The sequence below is a fragment of the Ekhidna sp. genome (assembly GCF_965221965.1).
Classification (GTDB): Bacteria; Bacteroidota; Bacteroidia; order Cytophagales; family Cyclobacteriaceae; genus Ekhidna.
Window position 1 is genome coordinate 3,380,682 of the sequence record NZ_OZ244926.1, and the last position, 16,245, is coordinate 3,396,926.

A 16,245-nucleotide genomic window follows, 5' to 3' on the forward strand; every position below is an offset into this window, starting at 1 on the left:
AATTAGGCATTTTAGTGTTGTCACCTAGACATTTTAGATCAACCTATGATTTTATTAAAGAACATAGTCCCCCTTTTATTGTTCATCTTGCTCATTTCTTTGAGCCAAGGCTGCTCTTCATCATCATTTGGTCAACACGCTGACAGCCTTTTCCTTGTGGATCAACATTTGGATATAAAATATGATTTGAAGCGACCAACTGAAAAGCATTTTCTCCCTTACGTACTAGAGGAAATTTCCGGATTGACTTTTCGCCCACCCTCGCAGTTGCTTGCCGTGGATGATGAATCAGGGAAAATATTTGAATACCACCTGAAGAAAAGAGAAATTGTTCATTCCATTGAATTCTACAAGTCTGATGACTATGAGGGAATAGAACTTGTAAGCAATGATATCTATGTGTTGAAACACGATGGGGATATTTTTCACTTTCCTTACGGATCCGGGAAACAAACTCGCTCGAATAAGCATGAAACAGCGCTTCACAATGACAATGACACGGAAGGCCTTGGCTATGATCCAATAAAAAAAATGCTTTTAATTGCATGCAAAGAGGAAGGGCATATTGGAGACCAAAAAATTCAAGGTCGGGGTTTTTACTCGTTTCACCCTGAAAAAAAGAAGCTTTCTGAAAAACCAATATTTATAATTGGACCTAATGAACTGGAAGAATTCTGGGAAAAGCATAAAGACTTTGATTACGATAAAGAACGAATAAAATTTAAGCCTTCAGCAATCGCCACTCATCCCCTCACAGGACATTACTACATTCTCTCATCCGTTGGCAAAATGCTCCTTGTAACAACAGATGAAGGAACTATTTTAGGCACCTACCCTATTTCACCCCGGGTGTTGGGACAACCAGAAGGTATCTGTTTTTCATCGGAAGGAGACATGTATATCAGCAGCGAAGGAGAGGGCGACAGAGGCTACATTTTGAAATTTGAAATGCGATGAGATCATCCCTGAAAGTACTTTTTTTTACCACCCTGCTTCTACCTATTTGCTCATGGGGGCAACAGATTTATCTTATCGGGGATGCTGGTGAACCAAAATCTCTTGACCCGAATCTGGAATTACTAAAAGAAAAAATAAAGACTGCCTCAAGTGAAGACTACCTCATCTTTCTTGGAGATAACATCTACCCAAAAGGATTGCCCGGAAAGGAAGATCCTAACCGAGAGGAGATGGAAAATAAGCTCATTCCCCAGCTGGAAATCATGAAAGCTTTTCCGGGCACTGCCTATATCATTCCAGGCAATCATGATTGGGCTCAAGGAAGGAAATATGGCTGGGAATACAATTTGAATATGGAGCGGTTCATTCGAAACTACTTCGAAGGTGAGGATGTATTTCTTCCACTTGGCGGATGTCCGGGTCCGGTGGAAATCCCGATGGGGGAAAAATCAACGCTCGTACTTCTAAACACCCAATATTTCCTCCACAGCTGGGACAAACCGGATGAAGATGATAACTGCGAAAACAAATCGACCATTGAGGCATTGGAAGATCTGAAGGCCATCATTAATCGGAATATTGGCAAACATATCCTTATCGCTGCACACCATCCTGTTTACACCTACGGCGAGCATCATGGCAATTTCAGTTTTAAAGATCAAATGATTCCACTCCCAATTCTGGGTAGCATTCAGCCACTTTTCAGAAGATTGATAGGGAATATTCAAGACAACACACACCCCAAATACCGGGCGGTTATGGGCCAGATCATCGAAGCGATGGATCAGGCTGAGCATGTGGTTTATGCGAGCGGTCATGAGCACTCACTTCAGCTTATCCAAAAAAATGGCCATCATTTTATTGTGAGTGGATCGGGTTCCAAGACCTCTCATGTGAAGAAAGGCAAAGGCAGCATTTTTGCAAGAGAGGAACAGGGATTTGCTATACTCAACCTGAATAATTCAGGAAGTGCAAATGTTGCCTACTTCGGAATAGAAGGAGATGAGCTCTTTCAAACTGAACTTTACAAAAAAGAACTGCAGGAAACATTAAAAGAACTTCCACCGCTCGACTTCTCCGATAGTACAGTGACGGTTGTAGCCAGCAAAAAATATGAAGGGGACAAGGGCAAGCATCGCTGGCTGGGGGAAAACTATCGTGACGTCTGGAGCACTCCTGTGGAAGTGGATGTGTTTGATCTAGGCTATGAGCACGGTGGACTTGAGGTCATCAAAAAGGGTGGAGGAATGCAAACCAAATCTTTGCGATTAGAGGCCAGTGATGGTAAGCAATACGTACTCAGGTCCATTGAAAAGTATCCTGAAAATGCTATTCCAACCGCCCTTCAAAAGACCTTTGCCCAAGATATCGTTGAGGATCAGATTTCTGCATCGCATCCGTATGGTGCATTTATAGTACCCTACTTGGCTGAGCCTGTTGGAATATATCATACCAATCCCAAGCCGGTCTTTATCCCGGATGATCCAAGGCTGGGACAGTTTCAAAATACGTTTGCCGGCACGCTGGCACTCTATGAGGAAAGACCAAATGAAGCGGCTTCTCGTGAGCTATTTTTTGGTGGCGGAGAGGATATTGACGGAACTGATACAGTCATCGAAAACCTGAGAGAAGACAATGATAATGAGGTAGATCAAAATTTTGTGGTCCGAAATCGGTTGTTTGATATGTGGATTGGCGACTGGGATCGTCACGATGACCAATGGCGCTGGGCACAAATAGATAAAGACAAGGGCAACATTTATCGACCGATTCCTCGAGATAGAGATCAGGCCTTTTTTATCAATGAAGGAATAATCCCCAAAATTGCAGCTCGCAAATGGGCGTTACCAAAAATCGAAGGATTTGACGAAGAGGTAAACTGGGCCCCCGGAATCAGCCAAAACGCCAGGTATTTTGATCGTACCTTCATGAACGAAGCTGACTGGCAGGACTGGCAGGAGCAAATAATATTTTTACAAGAGAACCTGACTGACGAGGTGATCGATCACGCGGTAGCTCAATGGCCAGATCAAATTGAAGAACTAACAGGCGAACGAATAAAAAATGGTCTGAAAGCGAGACGCGAAAACATGGAATCCTATGCTCGCGAGCTTTACCTTTTTCTTTCCAAAGAAGTTGAAATCACAGGTTCAGATAAACACGAATATTTTTTGGTAGAACATCTAAACGAGGAAGAAACCAGAGTGACTGTAAGAAAACGAAAAAAAGATGGAGAACTTGAACAAGTCATTTACGAACGTCTATTCAAAGCGGACGAAACCAAAGAAATACGTCTCTATGGATTTGATGGAGAAGATGTTTTTGAAATAAAAGGTGCCGATTCAAAAATAAAATTGAGAATCATCGGAGGCACAGATAAAGACTTGATCATCAATGGAAACGCTGAAGAGAAGCTGAGCAAAGTGAAGGTCTATGATCGATACAAAAGCTCACGGGTTCAGGGGAATTCAAGTGGGATACTTAAGCTAAGCGACAAGCCGGACGTTAATAGATATGATCGTAAGGCTTTTAAATATGATGTTTTAATGCCTCTTGTCACGGCAGCAGCAAACCCGGATGATGGTATCTTCCTAGGCGGAGGTTTTGCATACACCAAGCATGGCTGGAGAAAAGAGCCATTTGCAGCCAAGCACACCTTCAAAGCAATAACAGCTTTCGAGACAGGCTCTTATCAATTTGATTATTCTGGTGACTACACGGACGTCATCGGAAAGTGGGATCTTAATACATCCGTGCTTTGGCAAGAGCCTTTTTTTGTTAACAATTACTTCGGGTTTGGAAACGAGACCGAATTTCTGATGGATCAGTTTATTTCTCCTGACGATGACCCCATTGACTACTATCGCATTCGAATGGATCGCCTGGATTTGAATGTGGGGGTTTCCAGAAATGTGGGAGCCAAAGCTAAATTTTATATGAGCACTGGCTATAAATCAGTACAAGTAGAAAACACTGCTAATCGCTTCATTTCAGACCAGCCAACAGATATCGATTATTTTGAAGAAAACAAATACATGCGTTTTGCTACAGGCATTGCATTTGACTCGCGAGACAATAAAGTTTTGCCAAAAGCTGGTATGACCGCAACGGCTGAAATCGAACACCTGGAAGCTCTAACCGATTTTTCAGAAAACACAACGAAGTATAATGCCGAATGGGCATTTTACCTTTCTACGCGACTCCCATCGAGACTGGTAATTGCCAATCGCTTGGGTGCCTCTTATATACCATCGGATAACCTTGATTTTTTTAATGCCAGCATTCTAGGTGGACGAACAAACCTCAGAGGTTTTCGGAGAACACGATTCTATGGACAATCCTCCTTTTATCACAACCTTGATCTCAGACTGAAAATTGCCTCATTCAGAAGTTACATCTTCCCCGGCCAGTTTGGCGTTCTTGCCTTTCACGATGTAGGCAGAGTGTGGGTTGATGGAGAGAATTCCAATGAATGGCATCAGGGTAAAGGTTTTGGTCTATGGCTCAGCCCAATGAATACCGTGGTATTGAATATCAACTATGCGTTTGGTGAAGACGAAAATCTGCCCACCTTTTACATGAGTTTTTTCTTTTAAAGGAAACGCCTCTCCAAAGAGAGGCGTTTTTCAAATCATTCCACAACCTCCCCATTAAAGTAGAGATAGGTATACTCATCTGAATCTGATGTTTTAATTCGAATGTTCTTCTTAAATGTACCAAGCTTGCTAGACTTGAAATTTGCAGTAATTGATGCAGTTTCTCCGGATTTAATCTCTCCTTCCGGAAACTTAACATTTGTGCACCCACATGAACCCTTGGCCTCAAGAATTTGAATAGCTGAACCCGAGTTATTGGTAAACTCAAAGGATAGTTCCTTCAATTCATTTTGGGAAACTTTGCCCAAATCAATGGAGGTTGTTTTCCAGGTGACTGAGGACATGCCGGCCATCACAGCTACTGCGATCCCAAGCATTACGATAAAAGTTGCTTTTCTCATGTTTTAGTAATTTTTGTTTCCACCAAAACTGAATGTAGCTTCCTCAAAACATTGTTAATGACCTCCTAATGATTGTTAATGAGTTGTTAAACTCCATTTTTTCACTTTCTTTCCGTTTACTTTTGGCTGTATGAAGAATGCCCACATACGCGTATTAGTCGTTCTTGCCATTCTTTCGCTGGTAGGCATTATCGGCACACAGGTCTTTTGGCTCAATCGGGCCATCGCACAGCAAGACCAGGTTTTCAATCACAATGTGCAGGTGGCCCTTCGCAACGTTGTAGAGTCACTTTGCGAAGCAAGCGGAAAAGATTTCCCCTCTGTAAATCCCATTGAGCAGATTTCGGGAAATTATTTCATTGTCCGTACCAATGATCGAATAGATCTTAAAAATTTGGAATACCTGATCTCAGCAGAGATAAAAAAAAGAGCTATCACTCAGGACTTTGAATATGGCGTTTATGATTGCGCTAACGATCAAATGGTATATGCAGAAAATGTGAATTTGGAATATGACGATGACCGTGAGCCAATTCCGGTTTTGAAAAACGACGAGTATTATTTTGGCGTCTACTTTCCTGATAAATCAAAGGATCTTTTTGCTGGTTTTGATCTGTGGAAGTTTACTACAGCCATTTCCCTTGTTGTCATCATTTTTTTCGGTTATGCACTATTTGTGATCCTCCGTCAAAAGCGACTCAGTGAAATCCAAAAAGATTTTATTAATAACGTCAGCCATGAGCTGAAGACCCCATTAGCAACCCTCTCACTTGCGTCAAGTACACTTAGCGAACGGTCGGGAGATCGTGAGCAGAAGTATATTGGAATCATTCAAAAAGAAGTGACCCGCCTGAAGAAAAACGTTGAAGACATTTTACACTCTGCGATGATAGAGTCAAGCATGAAGGTGAAAAAGGAAAAGGTGGATTTGATTGAGTTTTTTAATGCCTTGATTAGGGATATAAAAGAGGAGTATTCCTCAAAGATGATTGATTGGTCTATTAATCTCTCAGCAACAGAAAAAATAGATTCCAATTCGAAGCTGCTTGAAAATGTAATTCGAAACCTTCTGGATAATGCGGTAAAATATGGCGCCAGAAAAATTCATTTGGAAGTGGTGCAAAAGGAAAAAACCACTTCGATTTCAATCACTGATGATGGAATGGGCATTCCCCGGAAACACCAGAATAAGATTTTTAGAAAATTCTATAGAGTACCGGAAAGTAATCATCAGCATAATCAAAAAGGATTTGGTTTGGGGCTTCATATTGTCTCAACCTTAGTTAAAAAGCTTGGTGGAAAAATTTCTCTTTCTTCAGAGCTTGAAAAAGGAAGCACATTCAAAATCGTATTACCTAATGGCTAAAATTCTACTTGCAGAAGATGACGAAAGCCTTGGCTTTATGATCGAAGACAACCTTCGAGAAGCTGGTCATGAAGTACAATGGTGTGTTGATGGAGCCGTTGCTCTGTCACAGTTTGAAAAGGATGATTTTGAGCTGTGCATCCTGGATGTGATGATGCCAAAAATGGACGGATTTGAGTTAGCCTCCGCCATTCGCTCTATGGATGAATTTATTCCAATCATTTTTCTTACTGCCAAATCGCAAGAAGAAGATAGACTTGGTGGATTTGAGGTTGGTGGAGATGACTATGTGACTAAACCCTTTTCCATGAAGGAGTTGGAATGCCGTATCAATGTTTTCATTCGTCGGAATCAATCACAGCCTTCAAAAAACACCCAAGCCGTGCACTTTGGACAATCCAGCTATGATGAAAGGAATCTTGTGTATAGCTGCCGGGATAGCGCACATTCACTCACTCAAATGGAAGGTGGGATACTAAAGCTACTGATCAATAACCAAAACGAATTGGTAAAAAGGGAGGAAATTTTGGAAGAGGTCTGGGGTGAGAATGACTACTTCAAAGGCAGAAGCTTAGATGTATTCATCACACGATTACGAAAATATTTAAAAAACGATCCCACTCTGGAGATTAGAAATCATCATGGTGTTGGCTTCAGCTTGATCGTTTCCGGCTAAATTCCAGAAATCCAAACCCCTCCCACGCTTCGTAGTTGTAGTACTTGATCGATTATCGGTCACTATCTATTAACCAACAACCACGATCTGAATGAGTACATCCAAATTGCTTAAACAACGCGCGCTGGAAGTAGAATGGGAAGAAGCATTAAAACGTGCCACTATAAAATACCACATCGCAGGTGCATGGGTTGCCGTAATCTTCAATCTTATTTTTGGTGCTACTGATTTCATCAATGTTAACCATCATTTTGAAGTTTTCTTCATTTTTCGTCTGGCTGTATCTTCAATTACAGCTATTACATTGGTACTGAGAAAGCCGCTTAATCTATCTGCTGAATTTTTGATTTTCGTACCTGTCCTGCTCATTTCTATACAAAATGCGTTCATGTGGAGTTTGATGGATGTGGACGACTTCCAAAAACACACTCTTGCCTACATAGCGTTATTCATTGGAGCGGGCATGTTGGTTCTATGGAAAATATATTGGTCCATCATTGTAGTAGTACTTTCCATTGCAGCCAATTTCTTCTTCCTTATTCGAAATAGCACATTGTCTCTGGAAGAAATCCTTGCCAGTGGTGGATTGCTCACTGGTACTGTGATGATCTTTTCAATCATCCTTATTCAAACGAGGTATAACCTAACAAAACGGGAGATCGTGGCGAGGTTGTCTTTAGAAGAATCAAATAAACAGCTCAACGAGCAGAAAAAAATCATCGAGTCTAAGAACAAGGATATTACCTCAAGCATTCGCTACGCCAAGAAAATCCAGGAAGCAATTCTTCCCTCAGAACGTACAATCAAAAAATACCTGCCGAATTCATTTGTGTACTATCGCCCCAGGGATATAGTGAGTGGGGACTTTTACTGGTTCAAACATGCTGATGATGTATCATACATTGCTGCAGTTGACTGTACTGGTCATGGAGTTCCGGGAGCATTTATGAGCATGATCGGGAACACCATCTTAAATAAAGTAGTACCTGATTATCGGACCAAACCAGCAGAGATTTTGGACATCATGCGCCGGGAAGTAATCGACACCATGCAACAAGGTGAAGAAAACTCATCCCGAGACGGAATGGACATTGCATTTTGTGCCATTAACCACAGAACAAAAACCATGGAATATGCAGGAGCATTTAATCCTCTGTGCCTGATCCGCAACGGCGAGTTAATTGAAACCAAAGCTGACAGAATGCCGATTGGTTCATATTTTGGAAAAATAGACAGGCAATACACCAACCATTCGGTTGAGTTAAAAGCCGGTGATACTTTTTACATCTACAGCGACGGATTTCAAGATCAAATCGGCGGCAAGGGAGATAGAAAATACTCTTCAAAAAAATTCAAAAGCTTTCTGCAATCCATTCACGTTCAGTCTCCGGAAGAACAGTTAGAAATACTGGAAAACGAAATAGCCACTTGGAGAGGAGATGAGGAACAGCTGGATGATATGTTAATTATGGGAGTAAAAGTCTAATGTATAAACCAATGAAAAAACCTTACATCACAGAAGCAACCAGAACCACTCCAATGACATGCGTGGACTACAAAACGGGTCGGGTAATGGTTAAAGGACGATCTAGCCCGGAAAACACCATGGAGTTTTACGATCCGTTTTTAGCGGCCATATCAGAACTTGGGGAATCTGATCATAGGGATATAAAAGCCAGTTTTAAACTTATTTATTTCAATACGAGCTCCGCAAGATGTATTTATCTAATAGTCAAAGAACTCAAAATGCTCATGGAAAAAGGGAAGAACCTAACAATCAACTGGTATGCCGAAGAAGATGATGAGGATATGATCGATACGGCAATGGATTTTCAAGACATCATAGGTATTGAGTTTAACATCAAAATTTTTAGTTCTTCAGAAAGTTTAAAATAAAAAAAAAGCCGATTGATTATCAATCGGCCACTTATTAAACCAAAATCATGTTTTAATTGATCACAATTTTCTTTGTAAGCCGTTTTTTACCCTGGCTTATTTCCAGCAAGTAAATGCCATCATTTTGTCCGGAAAGGTCAATCATTTCAGAATACAACCCACCAAATCTCTCAAAATACCTACTAAAAACTTCTTTGCCTTCAAGATTGGAAACCTTAATGCTTAGTTCACCTTCCTGCGGTACATTAAACCGAACCTTAAACCGCCCATTAGAAGATGGGTTTGGATAAAAGTTCAAATCCTCCAGCTCCAGCTTATAATTATCCTCTACCTTTCCTTTTTTACCAAACTCATCATCTACATCGGTGACTTTTACTCGTTTGAAGGCAAATACTTTCACCTGATCATTGTCATCTTCATGAAAGCCTTCCATCATCATTTCCATCTCCTCCCCAAACTTCTTCATCTGCTCTTTGAACTCCTCCATATTCATATTGTCAAGGTGGAAATTGAAAAACCCATCAACCGAGTCATTATCAAAATGCTTAAAAAAGAAGCCCTGACCAGCATCTTCATTATCATCGTGGAAGAACTTGAAAAATGATTGATTCTGGTCTTTCAATTGATTGAGGTTAAGAAAAACATCTTTGCTCATTTCATCATCAAACCAAATATTGAAACCTCCTTCATCGCCGGCAAATTCCTGATAATTTGGGTCAGCTCTCATTTCTTCAGCGCTGTTGTATTCACCTTTGAAAGTTTTCTTTTCACCATTCACTTCTTTGGTTATTTCCACAACGATTTTTCCCTCGTCATCAGACTGTGCAAGGCCGACACCACATGTTAAAAGTGACACCAGTAAGGTCAAAATTTTTAAATTAGTTTTCATATCAATTTTGAGTTTTGTTTTTGATCTAAATCGTCAATCGAAAGTACGTAGAGGGTCTCTATCTCACTGTTAATCAGTCGTTAATCGTTGTTAAAAATGGTTAAACAGGAACTACGCTTCTTCCTTAGTCGTATTTTTGAGGTATGCAGCGAAAGACATTGAGATGGATAATTGGCCTGATGGGGATGGCAATGATGGGCCTGATTGCTTTTCAGCTTTACTGGATCGATTCTCTGGTTTCTGCTAATGAGGAGCGCTTTCGAAAAGATGTATTAGATGCACTCAACACTGTGGCCAGCAAGCTGGAAAGACAGGAGACTTTTGCAGCTCTGCAGAAGCTGAACTATGTGAATTCACCACTTTATGAACAGCGAGAAAACTTACATCTTCAAAAGATGGAGCAAGCTGAAAAATTGCAAAATGAAAAAAGGAGTGGAAACGTCGAAATTATTGAGCAGGGGAATCAACAGGTTTTCTATTTCGCTGACACCATCAATGAAGGTGGCTTTGAGTTCGTGGTGAATTTTTCAAGTGTTGCCGATCGCTTCTTTTTTGAAAACGCTCCTCCACCACCCGGTTCAACGATGGAGCAAATGCTGGAAGAGCGAGATGTGAAGATCCAGCAACTTGAAAATAAGCTTGCACGGGTTTCCAGGAAATATGAGCTCACCTTCGATGTAGTTCGCGACTTGATGGGTCCAAATCGCTCAATCGCTTCACGCTTCAACCCACAACAACTTGATTCATTACTAAAAAACGAATTGAGCAACAAGGGCATTGACATTGAGTATGATTATGGGGTGATCCATCCCCAGCAGAATCGATTCCTTCTACTGACAAATGGTGCTCAAAAAAATGATTTAGCGCAAAGTGAACTTCGGGCAGCATTATTTCCGAATGATATATTTGGCAATGACAGCATGCTCACAATCAACTTTCCCGGCAAGCAAGGGTATCTGATGAGCAAAGCCTGGTCCGCCATGGTAAGCTCAGGTTTTTTGGTTTTAGTCATTCTATTCTGCTTTGGCTATAGCATTCGAACCATCGTGAGACAAAAGAAACTCTCCGAGATGAAAAATGATTTCATCAACAACATGACGCACGAATTGAAAACCCCTATTTCTACGGTTGCTCTTGCTGTTGAGGCATTAAACGATAAAGACATTGAACAAAGCGCACTACGAACGAAATATATCAAAGTCATTGGTGAGGAAAATAAGCGGTTAGGCAATCAGGTAGAAAAGGTTTTACAGATTGCTGCTATTGATAGAAAAGATTATAACCTGAAGCAGGAAATGTTGCGGATGAGTGACATGGTGAAAAGTGCAGCAGAACACATCGCTATGCAAGTAGAGCAACGGGGTGGGCGACTCAACCTCATTGAAAAAGCAGAAAAAGATATAGTTCAGGGAGATGAACTTCACCTGACCAATATCATTCTCAACTTACTGGATAACGCAAATAAATACTCTCCAGACTCTCCAAATATTACATTAAGAACCGCATCGGATGAAGAGGATTTTATTCTCTCCATTCATGACAAGGGCATTGGGATGACTCGTGAACAACAAAAGCATATTTTCGAGAAGTTCTATCGAGTGCCTACAGGTGATCTTCACAATGTGAAAGGCTTTGGACTTGGTCTGGCCTATGTCCAGCGGATAGTAGAAGCTCATGGGGGTAGTATTCACGTGGATAGCGAGCCAGGAAAAGGAAGTAAATTTTCAATCATATTACCATTAGCTGATGAAGCCTAAATTATTAATTGTAGAAGATGACCCCAATCTGGGTGAAATATTAAGTGAGTACCTCGGGCTGAAAGGCTATGACACAACACTAAAGCGTGATGGAGAAGAAGGAGGCAATGCTTTCAAAGAAAGTGATTTTGACCTTTGCATTCTGGATTTAATGATGCCAAAAAAAGATGGGTTTACGCTGGCTAAGGAGATACGAGCCTCAGATGAAGACACCCCGATCATATTCCTTACGGCTAAATCAATGAAACAGGATATCATCAAAGGATTCACAATTGGTGCTGATGACTATATGACCAAGCCCTTCAGCATGGAGGAGCTTTTGATGCGTATTCAGGCCATTCTGAAGAGGTCTACAAAAAAAGAGGAAGAGGAACCATTCCCCAATCCTTTTGAAATCGCAGGTCTTACATATTATTATCAAGAGAATCGCCTCATTACACCAAAAAGGGAGATTAACCTCACAACAAAGGAAAATGAGCTACTAAAGGTTTTCTTTGAAAACGTGAATAAAACGGTGGATCGAAGTTCCGCTTTGAAAAAAATCTGGAAAGATGATAGCTACTTCAATGCGAGAAGCATGGACGTATATATTGCGAAAATTCGAAAATACCTCCAAGATGAACCCAGTCTTAAGATATTGACAATTCATGGTGAAGGTTTCAAATTAGTTGAAGTTAACTAACCCGATTCTAATCAGAATGTAGTATCTTTAAAAGAGCATCCTAAAAGGAATCAATCTTATTTATTGTGTTATTAGTACCATCAATATCAGTTATTGAAGGCAGAACCATTCGCCTCAAACAAGGAGACTACTCCAGTGAAAAAGTTTATGATAACACACCTATAGATGTGGCCAAGCAGTTCGAGGACCATGGTATCTCCCGAATTCATCTCATAGATCTGGACGGAGCAAGGAGAGGTACTTCAGTCAATTACGATATACTCCACATGGTAGCTGCTTACACAGATTTGAAAGTAAATTTTACAGGCGGAATTCATACAGATGGAGATGTGATTAAATCCTTTGAATATGGGGCTGAAAGTATCACAGCTGCTTCTGTGGCTGTTTCAAATAAGGAACAGTTCTCCAATTGGCTAATGTCTTATGGACGAGAAAAAATAGCTCTGGCTGCTGATAGCCTGAAAGGGAAAATCAGAATTCGCGGCTGGCAAAAAGCCACCTCTAAGGATCTCTTTGATCATATCGCTTATTTCTATGATCGAGGATTAAAGTATCTGAAAACCACTGATATTTCAAAAGACGGAGCAATGGAAGGTCCCTCCTTTGACCTTTACAAGAAGCTTTTGAAAGAGTTTCCTGACCTCTGTGTTTTTGCCAGTGGAGGAGTTAGAGGGATGGACGATATCAAAAAGTTAAGAGATATCGGCCTATATGGTGTGATTTTTGGTAAGGCCTTTTACGAAGGAAACATATCCTTGGATGACATAGACAACTATCAATCAGTTGTTGCTTAAGGGGACTCCTCAGACTCGTATTTGAATTTATAAAGGAAGTAGAAGATAAAATTGTACTTACTTACAGAATCATCTTGTAATGAGTCTGATTTAATTTGAGGGTTTTCTTTTGATTCCAAATCTGAACTCGCAGCTGGCTCTACATTAGACTCTGCCTCCTGCTGTTGGAACTCTTGCTGCCCCTGACCAGATGAACCATAGTCACCATCTGGATGTATCATCGCCTGATTGGATTTTTTCCTGCCCTCTTGTTCTTGATTGGAGGTTTTAGACTCCTGACCATTTGTGGCAAGACCTATGTTAACTATGAAAATCAGGAGAAACACTGAAAATATGTACCTATTACTTTTCAATATCTTCATCTTAAACAACAAAATAACGAAATAATAGACGGAAGGTTATGTTTTTTTACAAAACTTAACTTTTGATTTTGAAGTATTTCGAGATTAAATATGGCTGAGGTAATAATATTGAAAAAGCCCATCCATAGGGACAGGCTTTTTATATCTTCCAAACACCGTATTAAAGTGTTCGCTTAACTTCTTTCACTTCAAATCCTTCGATCACATCCCCAACTTTAATATCATTAAAGTTTTTGATGCTAAGACCACATTCGTAACCACTCTTCACCTCAGACACGTCTTCTTTGAAACGCTTCAACTGATTAATCTCACCTGTGTAAACTACGATACCATCACGTATCAATCGAACCTGATTGGATCGCTTCACAATTCCGTCTGTAACGTAGCATCCCGCTACCGTTCCTACTTTCGAAATCTTGAATACATCCCTTACTTCAATGTTGCCAGTAATTACTTCCTCACTGGTAGGTTCTAGCATGCCCTCCATGGCATCTTTCACATCATTGATAGCATCGTAGATGATTGAGTAAAGTCTGATTTCAATCTCTTCGATTTCAGCAAGTCTCCTGGCACCACTCGATGGACGTACCTGGAATCCAACAATTACAGCATCTGATGCCGAAGCAAGTAATACATCTGACTCAGAAATCTGACCCACCGCTTTATGCAGGATGTTTACCTGAACTTCTTCAGTTGACAGCTTAAGTAAAGAATCCGCCAATGCTTCAATTGAACCATCCACGTCTCCTTTTACAATTACGTTTAGCTCTTTAAAGCTTCCTATTGCCAGCCTTCTGCCAATCTCATCAAGTGTAATGTGTTTCTTAGTTCTGATGGATTGCTCTCTTAAGATCTGCTCACGCTTGTTAGCCACCTCGCGAGCCTCTCTATCACTCTCCATGACATTGAACTTGTCACCTGCCTGTGGGGCTCCATCAAGACCTAGCATCAACACTGGTGTAGATGGTCCGGCTTCTTTGAGTTTCTGTCCTCTATGGTCAAACATCGCCTTCACCTTACCAAAATATGGTCCAGCCAATACAACATCTCCCACTCTCAAAGTACCTGCTTGTACCATAATCGTAGAAACATATCCTCGACCCTTATCTAATGATGCCTCAACCACCGAACCAACAGCTGGTTTATCCGGATTGGCTTTAAGTTCTAAGAGTTCTGCTTCCAGCAATACCTTGTCGAGCAGCTCATCAATTCCTTCTCCTGTCTTTGCAGAAACATGCTGACACTGATATTTACCGCCCCAGTCTTCTACCAGAATATTGATGTTAGAAAGGTCTTCCTTGATTTTATCAGGGTTGGCGTTTGGCTTATCTATCTTGTTGATCGCTATAACAATTGGCACCCCGGCAACCTGAGCGTGATTGATAGCCTCTTTTGTCTGAGGCATCACTGAATCATCTGCAGCTACCACAATAATGGCAACATCCGTGATCTTCGCCCCTCTGGCACGCATCGCTGTAAAAGCTTCGTGACCGGGTGTATCAAGGAAAGCTACACGTTTACCACTATTGGTCATCACATCATAAGCACCAATGTGCTGGGTAATACCTCCAGCTTCGCCTTCTGTTACTTTTGATTCGCGAATGAAATCAAGGAGAGATGTTTTACCATGATCTACGTGACCCATAATAGTCACAATGGGTGCACGATCTACTAATGTGCTTTCATCATCCTGCTCCTCAATAATGTCTGTCTCCTCCTTGGCTTCTGTGAAGTCAACATCAAAACCAAATTCATCTGCAATAACTGTGATGGTCTCAGCATCCAATCGCTGGTTGATCGAAACAAACATGCCAAGCGACATGCAAGCCGAAATGACATCATTTGCAGAAACATCCATTAAAGATGCCAGATCATTTGCGGAGATATACTCCGTCACTTTTAGTGTTTTTGAAGCCTCTTCTGCCTGCTGCAGTCTTTCTTCCTCTTCCTCGGCCCTGGCAGATCGTTTATCCTTTCGGTATTTAGATCGTTGAGATCCACCTTTTCCGCCTCCCCCGCTTAGCTTAGCAAGGGTTGCTTTGATTTTATCCTGAATTTCCTTATCGGAAAGTTCTTCGGTTTTTCTTCCTGATTGTGTCCTTCCACGATCGCCTCGACCACCACCTCTTTGCGGCCCTCCACCTGACTGTATTCGTTTTCTGGGACGTTTTTTGCGGTCTTGATTGGAGTCAGAAGAAGCTACAGGTTTCGGCTTATCTTTTGGTAGTTCGATTTTATCCAAAACCTTTAGTCCCCTTAGAGAGTCGGCCTTGGCTTTTATAACTCCTTTGTCCTTTTCCTCTTCCTTTTCTTCCTTCTTAGTTTCTTCCTTTTCAGCAGGTTTAGATTCAGTTTTATCCTCTTTAGCCTCAGGCTTTTTCTCTTCCTTCTTCTCCTGCTTCTCTTCTGTTTCTTTTTTTGCTTCTTCTTTGGCAGGCTTCTCTTCTTTTGTCTCTTCTTTTGTCTCTTCCTTTTTCTTCTTGTCAAGGTCTATCTTACCCACAACCTTTGGCCCATCTAGTTTGGTTCTGGCAGAAATTTTTTCGGGCTCAGGTTCTGATCCAACATTGTCTTTAATGAGAATTCTCTCATCCTCACTCTTTTCATCAGATGACCCTTTTTCCGCGTCAATAACCATATTGTCGGTTTTACCTCCAATGGTTAATTCAGATGCCTCTTCTTTGTCATGCGCCGAATCTGCAAACGCTCTGGCAAGCATGTCATACTGCTCCTGTGCAATTTTAGAGTTCGGGTTTGAGTCTACCTCATAGCCCTTCTCTTTTAAGAATTCCAGGATTGTATTCTTACCTACGTTTAGCTTTCTTGCTACTTGACTTAATCTATATTCTGCCATATAAACCTCTCAAAA

Annotated in this window: 13 protein-coding genes; 9 read left to right on the plus strand and 4 right to left on the minus strand. The window is 41.0% G+C overall.

Annotation, left to right across the window (positions count from 1 at the left end; translation table 11 throughout):
- Positions 1-156 precede the first annotated feature (156 nt).
- The gene (locus ACOQON_RS15910) at positions 157-957 is read left to right on the plus strand and encodes an SdiA-regulated domain-containing protein (protein WP_420576412.1); all 801 of its coding nucleotides are present in this window, start codon (positions 157-159) and stop codon (positions 955-957) included.
- Complete coding sequence (locus tag ACOQON_RS15915; protein ID WP_420576413.1) at positions 954-4,553, plus strand: BamA/TamA family outer membrane protein; 3,600 nt, start codon at positions 954-956, stop codon at positions 4,551-4,553. Before ACOQON_RS15910 ends, ACOQON_RS15915 begins: the two co-directional genes overlap by 4 nt.
- 35 nt (positions 4,554-4,588) lie before the next feature.
- On the opposite strand, the gene ACOQON_RS15920 is transcribed toward ACOQON_RS15915, so the two are convergent.
- A complete protein-coding gene (locus ACOQON_RS15920; protein ID WP_420576414.1) occupies positions 4,589-4,954 on the minus strand; it encodes a DUF1573 domain-containing protein in 366 nt (121 codons plus the stop codon).
- Positions 4,955-5,084: 130 nt separating this feature from the next.
- Between ACOQON_RS15920 and ACOQON_RS15925 the strand changes: the two genes are divergently transcribed.
- The 4 genes from ACOQON_RS15925 (at position 5,085) to ACOQON_RS15940 (ending at position 8,892) form a co-directional block, all read left to right on the plus strand.
- Positions 5,085-6,320 (plus strand): sensor histidine kinase, encoded by a 1,236-nt coding sequence (locus ACOQON_RS15925; RefSeq protein ID WP_420576415.1) that lies wholly within the window; start codon positions 5,085-5,087, stop codon positions 6,318-6,320.
- Positions 6,313-6,996, plus strand: coding sequence for a response regulator transcription factor (locus tag ACOQON_RS15930; protein ID WP_420576416.1), 684 nt, complete (start codon positions 6,313-6,315; stop codon positions 6,994-6,996). Before ACOQON_RS15925 ends, ACOQON_RS15930 begins: the two co-directional genes overlap by 8 nt.
- Before the next feature lie 91 nt (positions 6,997-7,087).
- The gene (locus ACOQON_RS15935) at positions 7,088-8,482 is read left to right on the plus strand and encodes a PP2C family protein-serine/threonine phosphatase (RefSeq protein WP_420576417.1); all 1,395 of its coding nucleotides are present in this window, start codon (positions 7,088-7,090) and stop codon (positions 8,480-8,482) included.
- Positions 8,483-8,493: 11 nt separating this feature from the next.
- Positions 8,494-8,892 (plus strand): DUF1987 domain-containing protein, encoded by a 399-nt coding sequence (locus ACOQON_RS15940; protein ID WP_420576418.1) that lies wholly within the window; start codon positions 8,494-8,496, stop codon positions 8,890-8,892.
- 52 nt (positions 8,893-8,944) lie between these two features.
- Here ACOQON_RS15940 and ACOQON_RS15945 read toward each other — a convergent pair whose 3' ends face one another.
- Positions 8,945-9,781, minus strand: coding sequence for a T9SS type A sorting domain-containing protein (locus tag ACOQON_RS15945; protein WP_420576419.1), 837 nt, complete (start codon positions 9,779-9,781; stop codon positions 8,945-8,947).
- A gap of 143 nt (positions 9,782-9,924) precedes the next feature.
- On the opposite strand from ACOQON_RS15945, the gene ACOQON_RS15950 reads away from it, so the two are divergent.
- The 3 genes from ACOQON_RS15950 (at position 9,925) to ACOQON_RS15960 (ending at position 13,014) form a co-directional block, all read left to right on the plus strand.
- Positions 9,925-11,538 carry a sensor histidine kinase gene (locus tag ACOQON_RS15950; protein WP_420576420.1) on the plus strand — a complete coding sequence of 538 codons (1,614 nt, stop codon included), beginning with the start codon at positions 9,925-9,927 and terminating at the stop codon, positions 11,536-11,538.
- On the plus strand, positions 11,525-12,220 hold the full coding sequence (locus ACOQON_RS15955; RefSeq protein ID WP_420578697.1) for a response regulator transcription factor: 696 nt from the start codon (positions 11,525-11,527) through the stop codon (positions 12,218-12,220). Before ACOQON_RS15950 ends, ACOQON_RS15955 begins: the two co-directional genes overlap by 14 nt.
- A gap of 65 nt (positions 12,221-12,285) precedes the next feature.
- Positions 12,286-13,014 (plus strand): HisA/HisF-related TIM barrel protein, encoded by a 729-nt coding sequence (locus tag ACOQON_RS15960; RefSeq protein ID WP_420576421.1) that lies wholly within the window; start codon positions 12,286-12,288, stop codon positions 13,012-13,014.
- Here the strand turns inward: ACOQON_RS15960 and ACOQON_RS15965 are convergent.
- Both ACOQON_RS15965 and infB read right to left on the minus strand, forming a co-directional pair.
- A complete protein-coding gene (locus ACOQON_RS15965) occupies positions 13,011-13,376 on the minus strand; it encodes a hypothetical protein (RefSeq protein ID WP_420576422.1) in 366 nt (121 codons plus the stop codon). The two genes, ACOQON_RS15960 and ACOQON_RS15965, sit on opposite strands and share 4 nt — an antisense overlap.
- A gap of 160 nt (positions 13,377-13,536) precedes the next feature.
- A complete protein-coding gene (gene infB, locus ACOQON_RS15970; RefSeq protein WP_420576423.1) occupies positions 13,537-16,230 on the minus strand; it encodes a translation initiation factor IF-2 in 2,694 nt (897 codons plus the stop codon).
- Positions 16,231-16,245 lie beyond the last annotated feature (15 nt).